At 60.3% G+C, this 24002-nt stretch carries 21 protein-coding genes; 6 read left to right on the top strand and 15 right to left on the bottom strand.

Annotation, left to right across the window (positions count from 1 at the left end; all coding sequences use genetic code 11):
• Window positions 1-49: 49 nt before the first annotated feature.
• Together dnaG and rpsU are read right to left on the bottom strand one after the other, a co-directional pair.
• Entirely contained in the window at window positions 50-2020 is a 1971-nt protein-coding gene (gene dnaG / locus K1X80_RS26160; RefSeq protein WP_120734240.1) for a DNA primase, read from the bottom strand.
• Window positions 2021-2465: 445 nt separating this feature from the next.
• Window positions 2466-2681, bottom strand: coding sequence for a 30S ribosomal protein S21 (rpsU, locus tag K1X80_RS26155; protein WP_002551877.1), 216 nt, complete (start codon window positions 2679-2681; stop codon window positions 2466-2468).
• Between the two features lie 203 nt (window positions 2682-2884).
• Here rpsU and tsaD point away from each other — a divergent pair, with 203 nt between their 5' ends.
• Complete coding sequence (gene tsaD, locus K1X80_RS26150) at window positions 2885-3910, top strand: tRNA (adenosine(37)-N6)-threonylcarbamoyltransferase complex transferase subunit TsaD (protein WP_057960795.1); 1026 nt, start codon at window positions 2885-2887, stop codon at window positions 3908-3910.
• Between the two features lie 33 nt (window positions 3911-3943).
• On the opposite strand, the gene plsY is transcribed toward tsaD, so the two are convergent.
• Entirely contained in the window at window positions 3944-4513 is a 570-nt protein-coding gene (gene plsY, locus K1X80_RS26145) for a glycerol-3-phosphate 1-O-acyltransferase PlsY (RefSeq protein WP_057960794.1), read from the bottom strand.
• A gap of 74 nt (window positions 4514-4587) precedes the next feature.
• Here plsY and folB point away from each other — a divergent pair, with 74 nt between their 5' ends.
• A complete protein-coding gene (gene folB, locus K1X80_RS26140; RefSeq protein WP_057440310.1) occupies window positions 4588-4941 on the top strand; it encodes a dihydroneopterin aldolase in 354 nt (117 codons plus the stop codon).
• A complete protein-coding gene (folK, locus tag K1X80_RS26135; RefSeq protein ID WP_057960793.1) occupies window positions 4932-5450 on the top strand; it encodes a 2-amino-4-hydroxy-6-hydroxymethyldihydropteridine diphosphokinase in 519 nt (172 codons plus the stop codon). The genes folB and folK overlap by 10 nt, the downstream gene beginning before the upstream one ends.
• 13 nt (window positions 5451-5463) lie before the next feature.
• On the opposite strand, the gene K1X80_RS26130 is transcribed toward folK, so the two are convergent.
• From K1X80_RS26130 to K1X80_RS26080, 11 genes are all read right to left on the bottom strand, one after another.
• A complete protein-coding gene (locus K1X80_RS26130; RefSeq protein ID WP_220172566.1) occupies window positions 5464-6711 on the bottom strand; it encodes a multifunctional CCA addition/repair protein in 1248 nt (415 codons plus the stop codon).
• 63 nt (window positions 6712-6774) lie between these two features.
• On the bottom strand, window positions 6775-8337 hold the full coding sequence (locus tag K1X80_RS26125; protein WP_057960791.1) for a SpoVR family protein: 1563 nt from the start codon (window positions 8335-8337) through the stop codon (window positions 6775-6777).
• On the bottom strand, window positions 8334-9605 hold the full coding sequence (locus tag K1X80_RS26120) for a YeaH/YhbH family protein (RefSeq protein ID WP_057444302.1): 1272 nt from the start codon (window positions 9603-9605) through the stop codon (window positions 8334-8336). The genes K1X80_RS26125 and K1X80_RS26120 overlap by 4 nt, the downstream gene beginning before the upstream one ends.
• Before the next feature lie 113 nt (window positions 9606-9718).
• On the bottom strand, window positions 9719-11641 hold the full coding sequence (locus tag K1X80_RS26115) for a PrkA family serine protein kinase (protein WP_017739508.1): 1923 nt from the start codon (window positions 11639-11641) through the stop codon (window positions 9719-9721).
• Between the two features lie 283 nt (window positions 11642-11924).
• Window positions 11925-12254: a thiosulfate sulfurtransferase GlpE gene (gene glpE / locus K1X80_RS26110; RefSeq protein ID WP_220172565.1), complete on the bottom strand. Its 330-nt coding sequence runs from the start codon at window positions 12252-12254 to the stop codon at window positions 11925-11927.
• A gap of 32 nt (window positions 12255-12286) precedes the next feature.
• Complete coding sequence (locus K1X80_RS26105; RefSeq protein ID WP_057440314.1) at window positions 12287-13138, bottom strand: symmetrical bis(5'-nucleosyl)-tetraphosphatase; 852 nt, start codon at window positions 13136-13138, stop codon at window positions 12287-12289.
• Window positions 13138-13518 carry a Co2+/Mg2+ efflux protein ApaG gene (apaG, locus tag K1X80_RS26100; RefSeq protein WP_057960789.1) on the bottom strand — a complete coding sequence of 127 codons (381 nt, stop codon included), beginning with the start codon at window positions 13516-13518 and terminating at the stop codon, window positions 13138-13140. The genes K1X80_RS26105 and apaG overlap by 1 nt, the downstream gene beginning before the upstream one ends.
• A gap of 207 nt (window positions 13519-13725) precedes the next feature.
• A complete protein-coding gene (gene rsmA / locus K1X80_RS26095; RefSeq protein WP_057440316.1) occupies window positions 13726-14538 on the bottom strand; it encodes a 16S rRNA (adenine(1518)-N(6)/adenine(1519)-N(6))-dimethyltransferase RsmA in 813 nt (270 codons plus the stop codon).
• Window positions 14535-15524 (bottom strand): 4-hydroxythreonine-4-phosphate dehydrogenase PdxA, encoded by a 990-nt coding sequence (pdxA, locus tag K1X80_RS26090; protein WP_198849145.1) that lies wholly within the window; start codon window positions 15522-15524, stop codon window positions 14535-14537. Before pdxA ends, rsmA begins: the two co-directional genes overlap by 4 nt.
• Window positions 15521-16855: a peptidylprolyl isomerase gene (locus K1X80_RS26085; protein WP_169960149.1), complete on the bottom strand. Its 1335-nt coding sequence runs from the start codon at window positions 16853-16855 to the stop codon at window positions 15521-15523. Before K1X80_RS26085 ends, pdxA begins: the two co-directional genes overlap by 4 nt.
• Window positions 16836-19634, bottom strand: coding sequence for an LPS-assembly protein LptD (locus tag K1X80_RS26080; protein WP_220172564.1), 2799 nt, complete (start codon window positions 19632-19634; stop codon window positions 16836-16838). The genes K1X80_RS26085 and K1X80_RS26080 overlap by 20 nt, the downstream gene beginning before the upstream one ends.
• 130 nt (window positions 19635-19764) lie before the next feature.
• Here K1X80_RS26080 and K1X80_RS26075 point away from each other — a divergent pair, with 130 nt between their 5' ends.
• The 3 genes from K1X80_RS26075 to K1X80_RS26065 are packed head-to-tail and all read left to right on the top strand — an operon-like array spanning window position 19765 to window position 22230.
• A complete protein-coding gene (locus tag K1X80_RS26075; RefSeq protein ID WP_220172563.1) occupies window positions 19765-20790 on the top strand; it encodes an aminoglycoside phosphotransferase family protein in 1026 nt (341 codons plus the stop codon).
• Window positions 20787-21461 carry an N-acetylmuramate alpha-1-phosphate uridylyltransferase MurU gene (gene murU, locus K1X80_RS26070; protein ID WP_057960784.1) on the top strand — a complete coding sequence of 225 codons (675 nt, stop codon included), beginning with the start codon at window positions 20787-20789 and terminating at the stop codon, window positions 21459-21461. Before K1X80_RS26075 ends, murU begins: the two co-directional genes overlap by 4 nt.
• 1 nt (window position 21462) lies before the next feature.
• Complete coding sequence (locus K1X80_RS26065; RefSeq protein WP_057960783.1) at window positions 21463-22230, top strand: TerB family tellurite resistance protein; 768 nt, start codon at window positions 21463-21465, stop codon at window positions 22228-22230.
• Between the two features lie 776 nt (window positions 22231-23006).
• On the opposite strand, the gene K1X80_RS26060 is transcribed toward K1X80_RS26065, so the two are convergent.
• On the bottom strand, window positions 23007-23981 hold the full coding sequence (locus tag K1X80_RS26060; RefSeq protein WP_220172562.1) for an alpha/beta hydrolase family protein: 975 nt from the start codon (window positions 23979-23981) through the stop codon (window positions 23007-23009).
• Window positions 23982-24002: the final 21 nt, after the last annotated feature.

Below are 24002 nucleotides of genomic sequence, written 5' to 3'. Positions count from 1 at the left end.
GGTCTTGGCGGGCAAAAAACAAGCCGAGGATTATACCCGAGCTATGACCTCACACGCCAGCTGAGGTCGGGTTTGATGCGGAAACATTCTGTTTTAAGAGGTCGCGCATCTGTTTTGCTATCTGAATTTGCTCTTCAGCCGACAATCCCGGCTGCCTTGCTCTCTTGATGAGTTCATCGAGGGTCTGCGTGTGCTGGCCCGCGGATAACCTAGTAATGGTGTCTAAAAACTGTTGTTCAAGGTTATCGCCGTCAATTAGCCACTCCTTTTCCGCGAGAGCCTTCAACAAGCGGCCTTGTTCCGTGCCGTGCCAGCGAGCCATAAGCTGAATAGAGTTTAGCTTAGGATTTTTCTGTACGGCCTCGATCAGGGCAATTAGCACCTGGGCATAGGTGTTGCTTTCGTTGGCAAAATGTTCGGCGCTTTCCACTTTTCCCGCCAGTTGCGGATGGTGGATCAGGGTGCGCAGGGCAATCAGCGTCGGCGCCTCCACGGCCACCGGCGTGCGCGGGGCGTAGGCCTCGTCGCGATCGCCGCGCTTGCCGTTTTTACTCCAGGGCTTCTTGTCCCATTTCTTGCCGCCGGCGCCGGGTTTCTTCGGCGTCCAGTCCTGTTGAGGCACAAAGGCTTCTTGGGGCTGGTGGAAGTCAGCGTAGTCCGGCATGGCATCGTAGTCGAAGCCCGGGTCATAGGCCGGTGGCGTATCCTGGGGCGCGCTGTGCACCAGCTGGCTGACCGCTTCGCCGCTCAGGCCGGTGATTTCCAGCAGGCGCTGGCGCATCAGGGCCTTGAGGTTGGCGCCGGGCACCTTGTCGATCAGCGGTGCTGCGAGGGTGGCCATGTGGGCCTTGCCTTCGAGGGAGCGCGGATCGGCTTCTTCGGTCAATTGCTGGAAAAAATAATCGGCCAGCGGCTGTGCGTGCTGGTGGATGCGCGCGCGAAACGCGTCGGTGCCTTCGGAGCGCACCAGGGTGTCCGGGTCTTCGCCTTCGGGCAGGAACAGGAAGCGTGCGCGGCGGCCATCCTGCAGGCTCGGCAGGGTGGCCTCGAGGGCACGCCATGCCGCATTGCGCCCGGCCTGGTCGCCGTCGAAACAGAACAATACGCTGGGCACCACACGAAACAGGCGCTTCATGTGCTCTTCGCTGGTGGCGGTGCCGAGAGTCGCGACGGCATTGCGCAGGCCTTGCTGGGCCAGGGCGATCACGTCCATATAACCTTCAACCACGATGATTTCATCGAGGTTGCGGTTGTTCTTGCGCGCTTCAAACAGGCCGTAGAGTTCCTGGCCCTTGTGAAATACCGGGGTTTCCGGGGAGTTCAGGTATTTGGGCTTGTCGTCACCCAGTACTCGGCCGCCGAAGGCGATGATGCGGCCACGGCTGTCGCGGATCGGGAACATCACCCGGTCGCGGAAACGGTCATAGCGCTTGCCGGTCTCGGCGTTTTCCACCAGGAGGCCGGCGTCGATCATGGCTTTTTGCTGCAGGGTGTCGCTGCTCAGGTGCTTGTACAGGTTGTCCCAGCCCGGCGGGGCGAAGCCCAGGCCGAAGTCGCGGGCAATTTCCCCGGTCAGGCCGCGGCCCTTGAGGTAGTCCACGGCGGCCTTGCGCTGCGGATGGCTTTTCAGGGCCTGGCGGTAGAACTCGGCGGCGGCGGTGAGCAACGGGTACAACGGCGAGTCGGTGGGCTGGCGTGGTTTGTGCGGCCGGCCACTTTCTTCGCGGGGGATTTCCATGCCGGCGGCTTTGGCCAGTTCCTCGACGGCCTGGGGGAAATCCAGGTTGTCGTGGTCCATGATAAAGCCGAGGGCGTTGCCGCCCGCGCCGCAGCCGAAGCAGTAGTAGAACTGCTTGTCGGGGCTGACGCTGAACGATGGGGTCTTTTCTTTGTGGAATGGGCAGCAGGCCGTGTAGTTCTTGCCGGCCTTTTTCATTTGCACGCGTGAGCTGACAACATCGACGATGTCGGTGCGGTTCAGAAGGTCGTCAATAAAGCTCTGGGGAATTAGCCCGGCCATGGCGTTCTCGTCATCACTGCGTGTAAATGAGAGCCCGTGACGCACTCAAGGCGCGCATGTTGGCGGCTTGATCATCAAATGTCTGTTTGGGCTGTCAGGAAGTGTATCTGTCGAGTGTTCACTGACGGTAGTTCCAATCAGTCTTCGACGTGTTTGAAAGTGTTGCCCTGGAGTCCGGTCGCGGCCAGTGCGGCCTCGGGAGCTCATCATGGGGCACAGTCGACCTATTGATCGCCTGCTTGGAAAATAAGTGTGCTCGTCAGTAGCCTTGATAGGCTCGTCAGAAGAGACGCGCACCGCTGGCAAAAGAGCCAGTCCTGACGTGTGAAGCTTTGTCTCGGTCGCATGTGCGGCGTCGACGGTGAAGCATCAAGCGATATCCGCAAATGCCAACAGCCCGGCTGAGGGCCGGGCTTGGCAGAAGCTTGCTACGAACGTCTGTGTATTAGTACAGACGAACGGCGCGGCGCTGCTCGCGCTGAACTTTCTTGGCGTGACGCTTAACAGCGGCTGCTGCTTTGCGCTTACGCTCAGAAGTTGGCTTCTCATAAAATTCGCGGCTACGAACTTCAGCCAGAACACCGGCTTTTTCGCAGGAGCGCTTGAAACGACGCAGAGCTACGTCGAAGGGTTCGTTCTCTTTTACTTTGACGGCTGGCATCCAGAGCTACCTTCTTTCATTACCGGGAATCAACGTTCTCGTCGCAAAAAATTCGCGGCTGAGGTCGTCGGTTTTTAAGGGTTGCGGATGTTAACCCCTCATTGCCCGGAATGCAAAGCCTCTGATCGAAAACCGCTAGTCGGGAGGGGAAGTGGCGACTATTATGCGCGCCTTCGAATTCAGCCTCTACAAGGCGCAAACCCATGTTAGTACTGGGCTTAGAAACCTCCTGCGACGAGACCGGCGTCGCGCTTTACGACAGTGAACGCGGGCTTTTGGCCGATGCGCTGTTCAGTCAGATCGACCTGCACCGGGCCTACGGCGGCGTGGTGCCCGAGCTTGCCAGCCGGGATCACGTCAAACGCATGCTGCCACTGATTCGTCAGGTGTTGGACGAGGCCGGTTGCGTCGCCACCGAGATTGATGCCATCGCCTATACCGCCGGCCCGGGATTGGTCGGGGCCCTGCTGGTTGGGGCCTCCTGCGCCCAGGCGCTGGCGTTTGCCTGGGGTATTCCAGCCCTCGGCGTGCACCATATGGAAGGCCATTTACTGGCGCCGATGCTGGAAGAAAACCCGCCTGGGTTCCCGTTCGTCGCTTTGTTGGTTTCCGGTGGCCATACGCAGCTGGTTCAGGTCGATGCAATCGGCCAGTACACGCTGCTGGGGGAGACCCTGGACGATGCTGCCGGCGAGGCTTTCGACAAGACCGCCAAGATGATGAACCTCAATTATCCCGGTGGTCCGGAAATCGCGCGTCTGGCGGAAAAAGGCGTGGCCGGGCGCTATACCTTCCCGCGCCCGATGTGTGATCGCCCTGGCCTGATGTTCAGCTTCAGTGGCTTGAAAACCTTTGCCTTGAACACCTGGCAGCAAAGCGTCAGCGCCGGGGACGACAGCGAGCAAGCCCGTTGCGACATCTCTCTGGCGTTCCAGCAGGCGGTGGTGGAGACTTTGACCATCAAGTGCAAGCGTGCCTTGAAACAGGCCGGCATGAAGCGCCTGGTCATTGCAGGCGGCGTCAGCGCCAACAAGGCCTTGCGTCTGTCATTGGAAAAAATGCTCGGCGATCTCAAGGGCGAGGTGTTTTACGCTCGCCCCGAGTTCTGCACCGACAACGGCGCGATGATCGCCTTCGCCGGTTGCCAGCGATTGCAGGCTGGCCAGCATGAAAGCCTGGCCATCAGCGTGCAGGCGCGTTGGCCGATGGAGCAATTGCCGCCGTTGTGATCGACGAACATGAGGCGGGTTCAGCCGGCGTATTTAAAAATGCCGTTCGCGCCCGGCAAACAGGTCGCGTAAATTGCCGCGATGGCGCCATACAATCAGCAGGGTGAGTACGCTCATCGGCAGCAGGGCCACCGGCTCCTGCCAGGCCAGCAATGGCAGGGTCAGGGGCGTGGCGATCAATGCGGCAAGGGAGCTGGTGCGGGTCAGGTAGAACGTCAGCAGCCAGGCGGCCACCGCTAGCAGGGCTGCCGGTGGGTAGATCCCCAGCAGCATGCCGGCCGCCGTCGCGACGCCCTTGCCACCGCGAAAGCGAAAGTACAGCGGGAACAGATGGCCGAGGACGGCGCATACACCGATCCAGGCTTGTTGTTGCAGGGAGAGGCCGGCGAGATCGGCGATCAGTACGGGCAAAAGGCCTTTGCACACGTCGCCAAGCAGCGTGAGTACGGCGAGCTTCTTGCCGGCCAGGCGCAACATATTGGTGGCGCCGGCATTGCCTGAGCCACTCATTCGCGGGTCGGGATTTCCCGTCAGGCGGCTGAGCAAGATGGCAAAGGACAGCGAGCCGAGCAGGTAGGCGAGGGTCGCCAGTAACCAAGACATGCTAACTATTCCGGGCGAGGACGCCTTGATTCTAACGGGGCATTGCGCCCTTGTCGTGCTGTGGAGAAGAGTGCTTGGACAGAGTGTTTATCGAAGGCCTGGAAGTTGACACCGTAATCGGGGCCTACGACTGGGAGCGCGGTATCCGTCAGTGCCTGCGCCTGGACCTGAGTTTCGCCTGGGACAATCGCCCCGCCGCAGCTGGTGATGACCTGACCCTGGCCCTCGATTACGCCAGTGTTTGCACCCGCATCCAGGCGTTTGCCGAGCAGGCGCAGTTCCAACTGGTGGAAACGTTCGCCGAGCGCCTGGCGCAAGTCTTGATGGAGGAGTTCCAGATCCCCTGGCTGCACCTCAAGTTGACCAAGCCCGGTGCCGTCCCGGCCGCCAAGGGCGTGGGCGTGGAGATCGAGCGCGGATGTCGCTAACTCAGGTTTACCTTGGTCTTGGCAGTAATATCGAGCGCGAGCCCCATTTGCAGGCGGGGCTTGAGGCGTTAGATGGCTTTTTGACCGATATGCGTTGTTCCGCCGTGTTCGAAAGTCAGCCGGTGGGGATCAAGAGTGGGCCGTTTTTCAACCTGGTGGTGTCGGCGTATACCGATCTGTCGTTGATGGAGTTGGACCGCAGGTTGAAGGTCATCGAGGCTGACAATGGCCGTTACGCGCCGGATCGCAAGGGCTTGCCCCTGGATATTGATGTGCTGCTGTATGGCGACCTGACAGGGAATTTCGATGGGCTGGTGTTGCCGCGCGCAGAGATCCTGAAGAACGCCTTTGTGCTGTGGCCGCTGTCGTTGATGGCGCCGGAGCGTGTGCATCCTGAAGTGGGCAAGACATTTGCCGTGCTGTGGCGGGATGCACAGATTGAGCAGGTGCTGGCCCCGGTTGCCTTCAAATGGCGCGACCGGCAACTGACCCCGGACGCTCTTCTGTAGGCGCGGGCAAGCACTAGGCGTCCCCCCGCTCCTGCAGTGAATGGTGTTCTTTGTAGGCTTTCAGGGCTTTGAGCCGCTCACGCTTGAGAGCCTCACCCAGTTCCGGGCCCTTGAAGCCTTTCTCCAGCAATGGCGCCACCGCCACCCCCCGTGCTACCCGCGCAGCACCGCGTAAATAATCCGCCTGTGGATAACTTCGCTGCTCAAGGCCCTTGCGGCCCCGTGCGTCCATTTCGCAGGCGACAACAAACTCTTCAAAACGCTGTGGTCGGCGGAATACGTCAAAACTCTGCAGCAACTCCAGCAGGGTCGAGGCTTTCAGCTCCAGGGCGCGATGACCGTGGGTGTGATACTCGCCAACCAAAAGTGCCAGTTCCTGGCAATCCTTCGGTACTTTGAAGCGTTCGTTGGCCGCTCTGATCAGCTTCAGGCCCCGCTGTTCGTGAGCAATATGCCGGGGCAACTTATCCACAGGCGTCAGGCCCTTGCCCAGATCATGCAGCAGGCAAGCCCAGCGCACAGTCAAGGGGTGGGCGTGGAGGGCTGCCTGTTCCAGCACGCTCAGGGTATGGATGCCGGTATCAATTTCCGGATGGTGGGCTTCGGGTTGGGGGACACCGAACAGCGCGTCCACTTCCGGCAGCAAGGTTTTCAGGGCGTGGCAGTCGCGCAGCACCTGGATAAACACCTGGGGTTGATCTTCCATCAGCGCCCGGGAAATTTCCTTCCAGCTGCGCTCCGGGGTCAGGGCATCCAGTTCGCCAGAGTCACTGAGTTGGCGCATCAGTTCCAGGGTTTCGGGGGCGACAGTGAAACCGAGGCTGGCATAACGTGCGGCAAACCGTGCCACCCGCAACACACGTAAGGGATCTTCGGCGAACGCCGGGGAAACGTGGCGCAACACTCGGGCTTGCAGATCGCGTTGGCCATGATAGGGATCGGTCAGGTTGCCGTCGTCGTCTTCAGCCATGGCGTTGATGGTCAGGTCGCGACGGATCAAGTCTTGTTCGAGGGTGACTTCAGGGCTGGCATGAAACACAAAGCCGCCATACCCCCGGCCGCTCTTGCGCTCGGTACGGGCGAGGGCGTACTCCTCGTTGTTTTTCGGGTCCAGGAACACCGGAAAATCAGAGCCTACAGGCCGATAGCCCAGGGCGAGCATTTCTTCGGTGGTGGCGCCTACGACGACCCGATCGACATCGGTAACGGGAATGCCCAGCAAGCGATCACGTACCGCTCCGCCGACTTTGTAGATTTGCATGAAAAAGCCTCCATTAGCCCTACAGGATAACGCCTGTGCCAGGCCAATGGAGGCATTGCTGCATCAAAGGTGAACCACGGCCAGGTCCAGGCGGCCGTAGTCGTTGTCGTTGTGTTCGTTGCGCGGCGGAACATGGTGGGTTTTCATGATCTGGTCGCCTTGCAGCGTCTCCAGATGGATATCAAAACCCCATAGCCGGTGCAGGTGCTTGAGCACTTCATCCGTGGATTCGCCCAGGGGTTTGCGGTCGTGCTGCTGGTGGCGCAGGGTCAGGGAGCGGTCGCCGCGCATATCGATGCTGTAGATCTGCACGTTGGGCTCGCGGTTGCCCAGGTTGTACTGGGCCGCCAGGGTCTCGCGGATGGTGCGGTAACCGGCTTCGTCGTGAATGGCAGGTACCAGCAGGTCGTCCTTGAGGTCGTCATCCATAATGCTGAACAGCTTGAGATCACGAATCACCTGGGGCGACAGGTACTGCAGGATAAAGCTCTCATCCTTGAAGCTGCTCATGGCGAACTTGAGGGTCGATAACCAGTCGCTGCCGGCGATCTCCGGGAACCAGCGGCGATCTTCCTCGGTCGGGTGTTCGCACATGCGCCGGATATCCCGGTACATGGCAAAGCCCAGGGCATAAGGGTTGATGCCGCTGTAGTAGGGGCTGTCGAAGCCTGGCTGGAAGACCACGCTGGTATGGGAGGTGAGGAACTCCATCATGAAACCGTCGGTCACCAGCCCTTCGTCGTAGAGGTCGTTTATCAGGGTGTAATGCCAGAACGTAGCCCAGCCTTCGTTCATCACCTGGGTCTGGCGCTGGGGGTAGAAATACTGGGCGATCTTGCGCACGATCCGCACGATCTCCCGTTGCCACGGCTCCAGCAACGGGGCGTGCTTTTCCAGGAAGTACAGGATGTTTTCCTGGGGTTCGCTGGGGAAGCGTGCATTGTCTTTGTCGCTGTTCTTGTCGGCGCGCTTGGGGATGGTGCGCCACAAGTCGTTGATCTGCTTTTGCAGATGCTCTTCACGGTCCTTCTGCCGCAGCCGTTCCTCTTCGGCGGAAATGGGGTAAGGGCGTTTGTAGCGGTCTACCCCGTAGTTCATCAAGGCATGGCAGGAGTCGAGCAGGTCTTCCACGGCGTCGATCCCGTGGCGCTCCTCGCATTGCATGATGTACTGCTTGGCGAACACCAGGTAATCAATGATCGAACTGGCGTCGGTCCAGGTGCGGAACAGATAGTTGCCCTTGAAGAAACTGTTGTGGCCGTAGCACGCGTGGGCCACCACCAGTGCCTGCATGCAGATGGTGTTTTCTTCCATCAGGTAGGCGATGCACGGGTCGGAGTTGATCACGATTTCGTAGGCCAGGCCCATCTGACCACGGCTGTAGGACTTCTCGGTGCTGAGGAAGTGCTTGCCGTAGGACCAATGGTGATAGCCCAGGGGCATGCCCACCGAGGCATACGCGTCCATCATCTGTTCGGCGGTGATCACTTCGATCTGGTTGGGATAGGTATCCAGGGCATAACCGGCCGCAATGCGGCTGATTTCCCGGTCATAGGCCTGGATCAGTTCGAAGGTCCATTCGGACCCCGTGGAAATGGGTTGGCGCTTATGCTCTTTGGCGGTCATGTCACTAACCTGCGCTGGAAGAGTTCACGGAAGACCGGATAGATATCGCCGGCCGAGACCAGTTGTTGCTGGGCGAAGGTATCGGCGAAGGCTTCACCGATGCGCTCGTATTCAAACCACAGGGCCTGGTGCTCGCGGGGGGTAATCTCCACATAAGTGTAGTACTGCACGAACGGCATGATCTGGTTGATCAGGATGTCGCGGCAGATGGGCGAGTCGTCGTTCCAGTTGTCGCCGTCGGAAGCCTGGGCCGCGTAGATGTTCCATTCGTTGGCTGGGTAGCGCTCAGCCATGATTTCCTGCATCAGTTTCAGCGCACTGGACACGATGGTGCCGCCGGTCTCCCGCGAATAGAAAAACTCTTCCTCGTCGACCTCGCGGGCGCTGGTGTGATGGCGGATAAACACCACGTCGATCTTGTCGTAGTTACGCTTGAGAAACAGGTACAGCAGAATAAAGAAGCGCTTGGCGATGTCCTTGGTCGCCTGGGTCATGGAGCCGGAAACGTCCATCAGGCAGAACATCACGGCCTTGGAGCTGGGGTTGGGTTGCTTGACCAGCAGGTTGTATTTCAAGTCGAAGGTGTCGAGGAACGGCACGCGGTGGATGCGCGCGCTGAGTTTCTCGATTTCTGCTTCGATTTCCTGGATATCGCCGAAGTTGTCCGGCTCTTCGCGCTTCAAGCGCGCCAACTCTTCCTTGGCTTCCCTCAGTTTGGCGCGGCTGCTGCCAGACAGGGCGATACGCCGTGCGTGGGCCGAACGCAGGGTGCGGATGATATTGATGCGCGAGGGGTTGCCCTCGTTGCTGATACCGGCGCGCACGGTCTTGAAGGTGTCAGTGCCGGTCAGGTTGCGCTTGACCAGGTTGGGCAGCTCCAGGTCCTCGAACATGAATTCGAGGAATTCCTCCTGGGTAATCTGGAACACGAACTCATCCATGCCTTCGCCGGAGTTGCCGGCCTTGCCTGGGCCTTTGCCGCCGCCACCGCCCTGAGGGCGCTGGATATGCTCGCCAGTGGTGAATTCCTTGTTTCCCGGATGAACCACGGTCTGTTTGCCGCCGCGGCCGTGATGCAGCACCGGTTCGTCGATGTCCCGGCCGGGAATGCTGATCTGCTCGCCGTGCTCCATATCGGTAATGGAGCGGCGACTCACCGCCTCTTCGACGGCCTTTTTGATGTGGTCACGGTAACGCCGCAGGAACCGCTGGCGGTTTACCGTGCTCTTGTTCTTGCCATTGAGGCGTCGGTCGATCACATAGCTCATAGGGAGCCCTCCGGGCAGCTTCACGTTACAAGCTTCAAGCCGCGAGCTGGAAGCTTAGAGACAAGCGGTCAACTGCCAGGCCAGGGGCCCGGCAGCGCACGCCTGTCGCTGCCTTACTGCGATTTGCGCACCCGCAGGTACCACTCGGAGAGCAGCCGTACCTGTTTGTCGGTGTAGCCGCGCTCGACCATTCGTGTGACGAAGTCGTTGTGTTTTTGCTGGTCCTCCTTGCTGGCCTTGGCGTTGAAGCTGATGACCGGCAGCAGATCCTCGGTGTTGGAAAACATTTTTTTCTCGATGACCACCCGCAGCTTCTCGTAGCTGAGCCAGGTCGGGTTCTTGCCGTTGTTGTTGGCCCGGGCGCGCAGTACGAAGTTGACGATTTCGTTGCGGAAATCCTTCGGATTGCTGATGCCGGCCGGTTTTTCGATCTTCTCCAGCTCTTCGTTGAGGGCTACGCGGTTGAGGATCTCGCCGGTTTCGGGGTCGCGGTATTCCTGATCCTGGATCCAGAAGTCGGCGTACAGCACATAGCGGTCGAAGATGTTCTGGCCGTATTCGCTGTAGGACTCCAGGTAGGCGGTCTGGATCTCCTTGCCGATGAACTCGATATAGCGCGGCGCCAGGTACTCCTTGAGGAAGCGCAGGTAACGCTCGCGGGTTTCGGCCTGGAACTGCTCCTGTTCGATCTGCTGCTCCAGTACATAGAGCAGGTGTACCGGGTTGGCGGCGATCTCATGGGGGTCGAAGTTGAAGACCTTGGACAGGATCTTGAAGGCGAAGCGGGTCGACAGGCCATTCATGCCCTCATCGACGCCCGCCGTGTCGCGGTACTCCTGGATCGACTTGGCCTTGGGATCGGTGTCCTTGAGGTTCTCCCCGTCGTAGACGCGCATTTTCGAGTAGATATTCGAGTTTTCCGGCTCCTTGAGACGCGAGAGCACCGTGAACTGGGCGAGCATCTTCAGGGTGTCTGGCGCGCAATGGGCCTTGGCCAGGGAACTGTTGAACAGCAATTTGTCGTAGATCTTGATTTCATCGCTGACCCGCAGGCAGTACGGCACCTTGACGATATAGATCCGGTCGATGAAGGCTTCGTTGTTCTTGTTGTTGCGGAAGGTGTGCCACTCCGATTCGTTGGAGTGGGCCAGCAGGATGCCAGTGAACGGAATCGCCCCGAGGCCTTCGGTACTGTTGTAGTTGCCTTCCTGGGTGGCGGTGAGCAATGGATGCAGCACCTTGATCGGCGCCTTGAACATCTCCACGAATTCCATCAGGCCCTGGTTGGCCCGGCACAGTGCGCCCGAGTAGCTGTAGGCATCGGCGTCGTTCTGCGGGAATTCCTCCAGCTTGCGGATATCCACCTTGCCCACCAGCGCGGAAATATCCTGGTTGTTTTCATCCCCCGGTTCGGTCTTGGCGACGCCGATCTGGTTGAGAATCGACGGATAGAGCTTCACCACCCGGAACTGGCTGATATCGCCGCCGAACTCGGCCAGGCGCTTGGTGGCCCAGGGCGACATGATGGTGTTGAGATAGCGCCGTGGGATGCCGAAGTCTTCTTCGAGAATCGCGCCATCTTCTGTGGCGTTGAACAGGCCCAGGGGCGATTCGAACACCGGAGAGCCCTTGATCGCGTAGAAGGGCACCTTTTCGATCAGTTGCTTGAGTTTTTCGGCCAGGGAAGATTTACCGCCGCCCACGGGGCCGAGCAGGTAGAGAATCTGTTTCTTCTCTTCCAGGCCCTGGGCGGCATGGCGGAAGTAGGAGACGATCTGGTCGATGCATTCTTCCATGCCATGGAAGTCTTCAAAGGCCGGGTAGCGGCGGATCACCTTGTTGGAGAATATTCGCGACAGCCGCGAGTTGTTGGAGGTGTCTACCAGCTCCGGTTCGCCAATCGCCAGTAGCAGGCGCTCGGCGGCAGACGCATAGGTGCTGCGGTCCTTTTTGCACAGCTCAAGATACTCCTGCAGCGTGAGTTCTTCCTGCTGGGTGGACTCGAAGCGTTGTTGGAAGTGGCTAAAAATACTCATGACGTCGTCACCTCGCTCGATACGTGGAGCCGACGCCGGATCAATCAGTCGATGCTGGCAGCCAGTGGCGTTTGCCGTGGCCATTTCCCCCCAGAACACCCTGAAACGCTACCGATGACCCGCACGCCGGTGTACCGGCTCTCCCCTGTTTTGGATGGCCTGCGCTTAATGATAGTTGGGAATCCGGGAGGTCAAGGCGAGATGCCTAATTAGTTTGGGTGCGCCGTTTCTCAGAAACGGCGCGAGCCCAAGCGTCACGCGGGGTAGCGGGGTTTGAAAAAAATTATTGCGAATTGCCTGTGGCAGTTTCCGCAGGATACGTCGTACGCCACAGCTCAAAGCCGCCGTCCAGGCTGTAGACATCGGAGAACCCCTGGCTGACCAGATAGGCCGCCGCGCTCTGGCTGGAGTTGCCGTGATAGCAGGCCACGATCACTGGCGCGTCGAGGTCGGCGGCGCGGATGAAATCGGCAATGTTGTGGTTGTCCAGGTGCTGTGCGCCCTTGATGTGGTTCAGGGCGTAAGTCTGGGGATCACGGATATCCACCACCAAGGCGCCTTGCTCACGCAGGGCCTGGGCTTGTTCGGGAGGGATACGTTTGAATTCGCTCATGGCGGGCTCCTTGGGCGGGCGGCAAGCGGCGTCTAGCGCTTGGCGGCAGCCGGCAGTGTAACGGGAAGGGGGGATTCACACTGGCAGCTCAGGCGCTCGCCGGTGTCGATGTTCATCAGGGTCATGGCTCCGCCCCAGACACACCCGGTGTCGAGGGCAAATACCCCAGGCTCGTCGCAGTGACCTTCAAGGGCGGCCCAGTGACCGAAGATGATCTTCGTTTCGCGGGTCTTGCGCTCCTTGTGGGTAAACCAGGGCTTGTAGCCGGGCAGGGCGGTTTCGGCGCCTTCCTTGCTCTTGAGGTCGAGTTTGCCTTCGGCGGTGCAAAAGCGCATGCGCGTGAAGTAGTTGGTAATGACCCGTAGGCGGGCAACGCCGGTCAGATCGTTATCCCACTTCACTGGCTCATTGCCGTACATGCCGTCCAGGTAGGTGGCGAACAGCGTGTCATCGGCCAGGGCGGTTTCAACCTCGGCAGCACATTTAAGGGCTTTTTTCAGGCTCCACTGCGGTGGGATGCCGGCATGCACCAGGGCGGTATTGCGGCCCTCGTCGTAGTGCACGAGCTTTTGCCGGCGCAGCCAGTCCAGCAACTCGGCGCGATCCGGAGCTTCGAGGATTTCGCGCAGGGTATCGCCTTTTTTCAGGCGCTCGATGTTATTGCCGACCGCCAGCAGGTGCAGGTCATGGTTGCCCAGCACGCACACCAGGGCGTCGCGCATGCCATAAAGAAAGCGCAGGGTTTCCAGGGATTGCGGGCCACGGTTGACCAGATCGCCCACCAGCCACAGACGATCTTGGGCTGGGTCGAAGGCTACACGGTCAAGCAGGCATTTGAGCGGCTCCAGGCAGCCTTGCAGGTCGCCGACAGCATAGGTCGCCATCAGTGCAGGGCTCCCGGTACCGCCAGGCGGAAGGGGGCGATGATGGCGTCGAAGTGTTTGCCGTCTTCGGCAAGCATTTGATAGCTGCCTTGCATCGTGCCGACCTTGGAGGTCATCACGGTGCCGCTGCTGTAGGTGTGGCTGGCGCCGCTGTCGATCAGTGGCTGTTGGCCGATGACACCCGCACCGCGCACTTCCTCGACATGGCCGTCGCCGTCGGTGATGACCCAATGGCGCGACAGCAGCTTGGCGGCCACCTGGCCGTTGTTCTTCACCGTGACGGTGTAGGCAAAGGCAAAGCGGTTCTGTTCAGGTTGCGATTGTTCCGCCAGGAAGCGGGTGACGACGCTGACGTCGATCTGATAGCGAGGATCGGACATGCAAGAGGCCTTAAGAGCAAAAGCGGAGGACAGCAGATGCGGATCAGTCTAGGCCATGAGGAGGGCACTAGGCCAGACATGTGTCTGGCTTGGTAAACGATGGCGTCCTGGCAGATGACGAAGCGCTACCAGTGTAGCGCGGCGCAAATGTGGGAGCGGGCAAGCCTACTCCCACATGTGGATCGCATTGCATCAAGCCTCTGCGGCTTATTCCGCCGTCGGCGCTGGCTGGATAGCTAGCTGGTCCGCCAGACGTACAAACGCGGCCAGGTCCAACTGCTCCGGGCGTAGGCTGCCGTCGACACCGGCGGCTTCGATCTCGGCGTTGCTCAGCAATGCCTTGAGTGTATTGCGCAGGGTCTTGCGGCGCTGGTTGAACGCTTCACGCACTACCCGCTCCAGCAGGCGATGATCCTTGGCCGGATGAGGAAGGACCGCGTGGGGCACCAGACGCACAATCGCCGAATCGACTTTCGGTGGTGGATTGAACGCGCCCGGCCCGACATTGAACAGGTGCTCGACCCGGCAGTGGTACTGGACCATGATCGACAGGCGACCCCAATCACCGCCGCCAGGGCCGGCGGCCAAGCGCTCGACCACTTCCTTCTGCAACATGAAATGCATGTCGCGGATGATCCCTGCGTTGTTCAGCAGGTGAAAGATCAGTGGCGTGGAGATGTTGTACGGCAAGTTGCCGACCACCCGCAGGCTGTTGGGGGCGGCATTGAGGCTGGTGAAGTCAAACTTCAGCGCGTCGCCCTGGTGCAGGTTGAAGTTGGGCATGCCAGCGAATTGCTGGTTGAGGATCGGGATCAGGTCCTTGTCCAGCTCAACCACATCCAGTTGGCCGCCGCTATTGAGCAGGCCCTGGGTCAGTGCGCCTTGGCCCGGGCCGATTTCCAGCAGGCGGTCTTCGGGCTTGGCATGGATGGAGCGCAGGATGCGGTCGATAACGCCGGCATCGTGCAGGAAGTTTTGCCCGAAGCGCTTGCGCGCCCGGTGTTGGTAATGCTCGGTCATATACGGGTCTCGGCCATCTGATAGGCGGTTTCCAGGGCCACGTGCAGGCTGCCGGTATCGATCTTGCCGCTGCCCGCCAGGTCCAGGGCGGTGCCATGGTCGACGGAGGTGCGGATGATCGGCAGGCCCAGCGTCACGTTGACTGCGGCGCCGAAACCTTTGTATTTCAGCACGGGCAGCCCCTGGTCATGGTACATCGCCAGCACTGCATCGCAGTGCTCCAGATATTTGGGGGTAAACAGAGTGTCCGCAGGCAATGGGCCACGCAGGTCCATGCCGTCTTGGCGCAGGCGCTCTAGTGTCGGTTCGATAATGTCGATTTCTTCATGGCCCAGGTGGCCACCTTCACCCGCATGGGGGTTGAGGCCACACACCAGGATTCGCGGCTGGGCGATGCCGAATTTTTGTTGCAGGTCAGCGTGCAGGATGCGCGTTACACGCTCCAGGCGCTCGGGGGTAATGGCATCGGCAATCTGGCGCAAGGGCAGGTGAGTGGTCACCAGTGCCACGCGCAGGCCGCGGGTTGCCAGCATCATCACCACTTGTTCGGTGTGGGTCAGTTCTGCGAGAAACTCGGTATGCCCGGAAAAGGCGATGCCGGCTTCGTTGATCACGCCTTTATGCACGGGCGCGGTGATCATCCCGGCGAAGTCGCCGTCGATGCAGCCTTGTCCGGCCCGGGTCAGAGTCTCCAGGACGAAGGCGGCGTTGGCCTTGTCCAGTTGCCCGGCGACCACCTTGGCCTGCAGCGGGGTGTCCCACACGTACAAGCTATTGGCAGGTGCCGGCTGGTCGGGCCAGTTGCCCGGCGAAACGGGCAGCAAGTCGACAGCCACGCCCAGTTGCGCGGCCCGCTCAAGGAGCAGGTCGCGGCTGGTAATGGCAATCAGGGGGTAAGGCTGGGCTTGCGCGGCGAGCAGCAGGCACAGGTCTGGACCTATGCCGGCCGGCTCGCCGGGTGTCAATGCGAAACGCTGGGGTTTCACTGGACTGCCTGGTCGGTGCCTGTTGTGTCGGCGCCAGGAAGCTTGTTTTCCACGTAGGCTTCGTCACGGATCTGACGCAGCCAGGTTTGCAGCTCTTCGTCGTATTTGCGGTTACGCAGTACGGTCAGTGCTTGCTGCTCACGGGCCTGGCTGGTGTTGTCGGTGGCGCGGCGGCCAAGGACTTCCAGGACATGCCAACCGTATTGGGTCTTGAACGGCTTGGACAGCACGCCTTGGGGCGTATCGTTCATGACTTGCTGGAACTCGGGCACCAGGGCTCGTGGGTCGATCCAGTTCAGGTCGCCGCCGTTGAGGGCAGAACCCGGGTCTTCCGAGAAGCTTTTGGCCAGGGTGGCGAAGTCTTCACCGCCTTCGATGCGCTCATAGATCTTTTGCGCCAGTTCCTTGGTTTGAGCCTCGGTGCGGATTTCGCTTGGCTTGACCAGGATATGGCGAACATGCACTTCGTCTTTCAACGAAGTTTCGCCGCCGCGGCGTTCCAGCAACTTCAGAATGATGAAGCCGCCAGGGGTGCGCGCAGGTTGGGTGATGCCACCTACTTCCATGGCGCTCAGCTCACGGTCAAATGGCGGTGGCAATTGAGCAGCTTTACGCCAGCCCATGTCGCCGCCTTCGAGAGCGTTGTCGCTACCGGACTGGGCGATTGCCATCTGGGCAAAGTCGGCACCGGCCTTCAGACGGTCATAGATCGCCTGGGTCTTGGCCGCTGCGGCATTGAGTTGCTCGGCGTTGGCGCTGTCCGGTGTCGGGATCAGGATATTGGCCAGGTGCAGTTCTTCGGAGAGCTGCATCTTGCCCAGGTCCGAGGCCAGGAAGTTCTTCACTTCCTGCTCTGATACCTGCACACGTTCGGCCACACGGCGCTGACGCACGCGGCTGATGATCATTTCGCGGCGGATCTGGTCACGGGCGTCCTCATAGGACAAACCGTCACGGGCCAGGGCCGCACGAAACTGATCAATGCTCATGTTGTTGCGTTGAGCGATGGTGCCGACGGCCTGGTTCAGTTCTTCGTCGGTGATGCGGATGCCGGAGCGGTCGCCAATCTGCAATTGCAGGTTTTCGACGATCAGGCGTTCCAGCACCTGCTGGTCCAGGACGCTGGTCGGCGGCACGCCACCACCACGCTTGGCGATGGTTTGCTGAACTTCCTTGACCCGTTGGTCCAGTTGGCTCTGCATGATCACGTCGTTATCGACGATGGCCACCACCTTGTCCAGCGGTTGCACTGCAGCGTGTGCCGCTGCAGTACCCAGGAACAGCGCGCCCAGCATCAGCGGGCGCAGACAATCAGAAAGCTTGATCTTCACGTTCACGATAACCTTGGATGCCTTTGTCGAGGAAGCTCTCTACCTTGGCGCCAGTCAGGCCGCCGAGTCCTTTGAGGACGATTTGGAGGAAGAGACCGTGGTCGCCTTTTTCGTTCTGCGGGGCGATCTGGGTGTATTCGTCGTTGGAAACCCAATAACGGTTGATCACGCGCAGTTTCCAGCAGCAGTTGTCGTACTCGAAACCACCGAAGGCTTCCAGGGTACGGTTGCGTGCATAGTCATACTGCCAGCGGGTGATCAGGTTCCATTGTGGAACGATCGGCCACATCATCGAGAAATCGTGTTGCTGGATTTTGTAGTAATCCTTCACGAAGTTCGGTTGCCCTTCGGTTCCGTAGTTGCCGCCAAACTGCCATTTACCGGTCAGTTGGTTGTAGACCACCTGGTCGTTGCGATAGCGATAACCAACGTTGATAACCTTGTTCAGGTTGTCTTCCGGCTGGTAGTGGAACATCGCGCTGCCGGAGCGGGCACTGTGGCTTTCAGTGTCCCAGTTGTAATCGGCAGTGGCGCGCCAGTCGCGGTTGAAGCGGAACTCGTAGTCCAGGGCGATTGGCGAGACGTCCGACTGCGAGTCTTCGCGGTCGGCAGCCACGACGCCAGGCAGTTGTACTTCGCGATCCTTGAAGTACAGGGCTTGGCCGACGGAAATGCGCTGACGCTCAAAGCCGTTTTCTTCGATCCAGCGGCTGGTCACGCCCAGGGACAGTTTGTTTTCGTCACCGATCCGGTCGCTGCCCGAGAAGCGGTTGTCGCGAAACAGCGAGTTGTAGCTGAACGTGGCTTCGCTGCTATCGAACACAGGGATATCGGACTGGTCTTTCTCTGGTACATAGAGATAGAAAAGGCGTGGTTCCAGGGTCTGGTTGTAGTTCTTGCCAAACCACTGGGTGCTGCGGTCAAAAAATAGCCCGCTATCGACGCTGGCGATCGGTATGGAGCGGTCTTGGGAACTCTTGAATTTCTGTCCCGCGGCAACCATTTGTTCTTTGCCGGTGCCGTCGAGATCAAGGTCGTATTTGGTGTAGGCGTACTTGAGTTTCGGCGTGACGAAGCCGTAACTCCAGTTCATCGGCAACGATATGCTTGGTGCTACATTCAATCGTGTTCCGTTGGCACGGGTCAATCCTGTTACATAGGTGTCTAGGCGGCGTTCACCTATCGTGCCGTTGGGGTTAAACGGCCCACCATCCTTGTTGGTAATATTGCCAGTCCTCAGATCCCGATCAAACCGGACGGCCTCGGCGTCATAATCAAAGTGCAGCCCGCCAGGGTTGTAAGGCAATGAACCCGTGAAGGTAATCTGTGGCAATCGATCATACGGAGTAATCTGCGAGATCGTCGCCAGCTCGTAGGCTTGCAGATTCAACCTGGCTTTATAGCTGTCTCCGCGATAGCTGACACTACCTTGCTGGTTGACGAATTCACGAGTCTCCACGCCAATCTGATTGGACTTCAGATCCTGGAAGTAGAACGGATCGCTGATCTTGGTGTAGTCGATCTCAGTCAATAAACGCGAATCCAACCCGCCCTTGTGCTGCCAATTGAGCATATAGCGGGTTTTGTCGTAGTCGCTCTGCTTCTTGCGTTCGTCGCTGTCATCGTTCAGATACGCACCGCCGAACTGACCTTCGCTGGACTTGGTGAGGTAGCGGAACTCGCCTTCCATCAACATGCCGCGCTTGGTCATGTATTGCGGGTACAACGTGGCATCGTAATTCGGCGCCAGGTTGAAGTAGTACGGTGTCACCAGCGTGAAGCCACTTTCCCCACCCGAGCTGAAGCTCGGCGGCAGGAAGCCGGACTGACGACGATCGTCAATCGGGAAGTAGATGTACGGGGTGTACAGGATCGGGATGTTCTTGACCCGCAACGTCGCGTTGGTCGCCGTACCGAAGCCGGTGGCCGGGTTCAACGTGATGTTGTTACCGCGCAGCTGCCAGGCATTGCTGTCTGGCTCGCAGGTGGTGTAGGTACCGTCCTTGAGGCGGATGATCGCGTTTTCGGCACGCTTGGCGTACAGCGCGTTACCGCGGATGCGCGACTTGTGCATTACGTACTCGGCGTTGTCGATCTGCGCGGCGCCGGTGTCCAGTTGGACCTGGGCATGGTCGCCGACGATCAGCGCGCCATTGTCGCGCATGCGCACATTGCCGTTCAGCTCGCCACGGTTCTCGGCCTGGTACAGGCTGGCCTCTTCGGCCTCGACCTGCATGCTGCCCTGACGCATGACCACGTCACCGGCCAGGGTGGCGACCTGGGTGTCCTGCTCGTAACGAGAGGCCTTGGCACCGATGAAGGTCGGTGCGTCGCTCTTGTCCGTCTTGTCGTTCATGCCAGGACGGAGCGGCTCGACGTACGCACCGGCGCAATAAGGACCGGTTTCGGCCAGTTGCGCTGCGGTGAGGTTTTCTCGAGGGACCCAGTCCAGGTGGCTGTAGTCGGCACTGCGCGAACGCAGGCCACGGCCCTTGGATTCGGTGACCAGCTTGGTCTGCGGTACGGCTTCGGCACCAGCAGCTTCGCCTTGCGGCGTGCCGTTGGCCGAGCTGACGGCACTGCCGTCATGCACCGGACGCGGTGGTAACGGGGCTGCGCTGGCTTTCGGCGCGCAATCCCAGGCACCCGAAGCAGAGACTGAGCAGTCATACTGTTCCGCGGCGACCACGAATGAGGTGGCGAAGGGTTGCATGGCCAGCAGACTGCCGGTTACCAGCAACGGAAATTTTCTACGAAACGCGGGGGATTTCAATGCCATCTTATTAGTCCGGGCTTCCTGCGTGCCATCTGCCCGCGGTGTGGGCCGCACGCCTCTCGATGGTCTGAAAAAGATGCGTGATAATAAAGCATGACCCGCTTGACGGCTAGCGCCGTCGGAGACCCTTGTAATGCCCGACCAAGATCTACGTTTGCAACACCTGAAAGTCTGGCTCGATCAGCAGTTACCCGAGCTTTTCCATGCCCAGGGATGGGGGGCCGTACCCCCGGCTACATTGACTGCGGCCAGCAGCGACGCGAGTTTCAGACGGTACTTCCGTTGGCAGGGCGAAGGTCGCACATTGATCGTGATGGATGCCCCACCCCCCCAGGAAAACTGCAAACCTTTCGTCGATATCGCGAGAATGTTGGCGAAATCGGGAATAAATGTTCCGCAAATTTATGCAGAAGATCTCTCCCAAGGCTTTCTTTTGCTCAACGACCTGGGCAAAAACACCTATCTGGATGTGATTGACGGTGAAAATGCCGATCAATTGTTTGCCGAAGCCATCGACGCGCTGCTGGCTTTCCAGCAATTGCCGATGGACGCCGGGTTGCCCAGCTACGACGTGCCATTGTTGCGCCGTGAATTGGAGTTGTTCCCCGAATGGTACGTGCGCCGGCATCTGGGCATTGAGTTCGACGAGCAGCAGTTGGCTCAATGGCAGCGGGTCAGCCAATTGCTGATCGACAGCGCCCTGGCCCAGCCCAAGGTCCTGGTGCATCGCGACTATATGCCGCGCAACCTGATGATCAGCGTGCCGAACCCTGGCGTGCTGGATTTCCAGGATGCGGTCTACGGCCCCGTGACCTACGACATCACCTGCCTGTTCAAGGACGCCTTCCTCAGTTGGCCCCAGGCGCGGGTGCGCGAATGGCAGCGTGGTTATTGGGCGCGTGCTGGCCAATTGGGCATCCCGGTGCAGGCGGACTTTGAAGATTTCCTGCGCGCCAGCGACTTGATGGGGGTGCAGCGTCACCTCAAGGTCATCGGTATCTTTGCGCGTATCTGCCACCGTGATGGCAAACCGCGCTACCTGGCGGACGTGCCGCGCTTCTTTGCCTATATAGACGCGGTGCTGGCCGATCGGCCGGAACTGGCCGACCTGGGCGAGTTGCTGGCCAGCCTGCGCCAACCGGCCGAGGCCCACGTATGAAGGCGATGATCCTGGCGGCCGGCAAGGGCGAGCGGATGCGTCCGCTCACCCTGCACACCCCAAAACCGTTGGTCCAGGCCGGTGGCAAGCGCCTGATCGAGTACCACCTGGAGGCGCTGGCGAAAGCGGGATTCACCGATATCGTCATCAACCATGCCTGGCTGGGCCAGCAAATCGAGAGTTATCTGGGAGACGGCGCGCAGTACGGCGTGCGTATCCAGTATTCGCCAGAGGGCGAGCCCCTGGAAACCGGTGGCGGAATCTTCCAGGCCTTGCCCTTGCTGGGGGAGGAGCCGTTCCTGGTGGTCAATGGCGATATCTGGACCGACTACGACTTTGTCCGCCTCAAGCAGCCCTCGAGCGGCTTGGCGCACTTGGTCATGGTCGATAACCCGCCTCATCACCCCAGTGGTGGCGATTTCTATATCAAGGATGGTTTGCTTCATGATGCAGCGCCCGGTGCCGATAACCTGACCTTCAGTGGCATTTCGGTGCTGCACCCCAAGCTGTTCGCGGGTTGCAGTGCCGGTGCCTTCAAGCTGGCGCCCTTGCTGCGCACGGCGATGGCTCAAGGCTTGGTCTCGGGGGAACACATGGATGGACGCTGGATTGACGTCGGTACGCTGGAGCGCCTGGCGCAGGTTGAAAGTCTGCTGACCGTGGGCCAGTAAGATGTTGTGGCCTGGGACTCTGATCGGCGCCGGGGCGGGTTTTGCCATCGCCAGCATTCCGGGGGCCATGTTGGGTGGGTTGCTGGGGCAGGCACTGGATCGGCGCCTGCAATTGCACAGTTGGGCCCAACTGCGCGAACGCCTGGGCGGCCGGCCGGCGCTGCGCAATGACGAACTGCTGTTTGTCCTGCTGGGCCGCCTGGCCAAGAGTAATGGGCGGGTGGTGGACGGCCATATCCAGCAGGCGCGGGTGGAGATGCGCTCGCTGGACATGAGCGAGCCGGCCCAGCGCCGGGCGATTGCCGCGTTCAACCGAGGCAAGTCGGGGACCGACCGCGTGCGCAGTTACCTGCGCGTGCTCAAGGTGCAGCCCCATGCGGCGGAAGGCGTGCTGCGCGCCTGCTGGCGCATGGTCTGGGCCGACGGCAAGGCCAGCCCCGCTGAGCGCGAGCTGATCGAGCTATGGGGCAAATGGCTGGGGTGGACGCCGCAACAACTCCAGGCACTGGCCCATGACTATGAGCCGGAACGCAAGCCCCTGGTCACCCGCGGTAGCACCTATCAAGAGGCCCTACGGATCCTCGGGGTAACCGGAACGACAGAGCCTGCGGTCATCAAACGTGCCTATCGACGGCTGCTCAGTCGGCACCACCCGGACAAGATTGCCGGCACTGGCGCGAGCCCCGCTCAAGTGCGCGAGGCCACGGAGCGCACCCGAGAGCTGCATAGTGCCTACACGATCATTCGCGAGCAGCGGGATTTCCGCTGACCCGACCGCCTGTGGCGAGCGGGCTTGCCAAAAGAGTCCACCCTGTCCCCGCACACCCGTCAACCATGTGCCCGGTCCGTAAAAAAAGAGCCCCAAAGTAACCAAGGGCTCCTGACATCGGAGGCCGGGGACCCACCACTCGGGACCTCGCCTGGTCTCGGTGTGCCTGCAGTCCAGCAGTGATTCGGGGGGCACCGAGATGGCGGTCTATCAGTCGATAGATGTATTGGCCGAGATATCTCTATCGCAGGCAAGCCAGCTCCCACAGGGGAATGTAGCTTCGCAGCTCTGGCTCTGCTGTTGCTCTGCTTTTGCTCTGCTTTTGATCTGGCTTTTGATCTTGATCTCAGGCGCCCCGTTAAACCACGCTGGCCGCAGGCAGGTATTGCGCAGTGAGCACCCCGGCAGGGATGCCGGGGTAGCCGCGACACGGCCATGGATGGCCGATCGCGGCGGGCCCACGGAGCAATGCCTGACTGCGGGCATGCCGAGCCTAGGCGAGGCACCGAGTGGTGGGGCAAGAGCGTTTTGCTTACTTTGGCGCTTCTCCAAAGTGAGCCGCCGTAAGGGCGGAACCCTAAGTGGCCATGACCGCAGCAACGGATATGTACACAAACCCAATAACCAAAAAAGAGCGAGTTGTGTAGATCCTCATGCCCCCACAGGGCCTCTTAGGTTTGTCAGATAAACCGAGCGGCGGGTTTTAGGGCTGCTGCGCAACCCAACGCGGGCAAGCCCGCTCGCCACAACCACAACCACAGACGGGGCAGTTGGGCTCAGCTACCGCTGCTTTGCGGGCTCAACCAGCCGCGAATCCGCCGGTACAACTGTTCCTGGGCCGCTGCGCTATTCCCGGGAATAGTCTTCAACGACACCTGCTTGTAGTTGTCATTCTTCAGCCGCTTGCTTGCCTGGCTGCGCTCCAGCGCCATTTTGCTGGCCAGGGCGTTGTCCTGATAGAAGACATCGGCGGTCGCCAGCTTCAATGTCGGGGTCAGCTGTTGCAGATCCGGTTGACGGCCCACCGGCGACTGCGCCGCGACCATGATGAACTTTTGCACCTGGGCCGGTTGTTTTTCGCTCAGGTAGCGCGCAGCCCACCAGGCCCCAGTCCCGTGCCCCAGCAGCACCACGCTGCGGGCGTTCTGGGTCTGGGCATAGGCGACGGCTGCGTCGATGCGGGCGAAGATCCGTGTCGCGTCGGTCTTGTCCTGCTCATCCACGCCAGGGACCACGGCCGGGTCGGTGCCCTCGGCTTCGGCGCTGGCCGCCTGTTCGATGGGCTTGGGCGCGGCGGTGCTGGCATCCTTGCTGCTGTCGACGACCGCATCGGGAGCCTGGATCACCCGCGGCGGCAGGGTATCGACACTCAGGTCGGGCAGCGACAGGCTCAGGCTGCCCCAGGCGGCATCCGGCAGCTTCTGGCGCAAAGGCCCGATGGCTTGCGGCCAGTCAGCCGTTTCTCCGGCGCCGGGGACGATAATCACCACACCCTGCGGTTCGGGGCTGTTCGCCGGTTTCCACAGTGCCAGGAACGACTCGTCGCCGGCCTGCAATTGTTGCTGCTCGTGGGGCGGCAGTTGTCGCTCCAGGGCCTGGGCTTCCTCCTGGCTACGCTCTGGCAGAGGCTGGCGTTCTGGTGGTTTTTCGGCGGCCGCCGGCGCGGTGTCAGCCGCCTGCACGCAAAAGGTGCTGGTAAACAGCAGTGACAGGCACAATGCTGGCAGTGTCGAACGGTGAAGCAGGGGCATAGTGGAATCCCGGCCAGAAGT

The organism is Pseudomonas sp. So3.2b (assembly GCF_019464415.1).
Taxonomy (GTDB): domain Bacteria; phylum Pseudomonadota; class Gammaproteobacteria; order Pseudomonadales; family Pseudomonadaceae; genus Aquipseudomonas; species Aquipseudomonas shahriarae.
The sequence above is the reverse complement of the archived record's forward strand: the minus strand, read 5'-3'. Positions and strand labels throughout refer to the sequence as shown.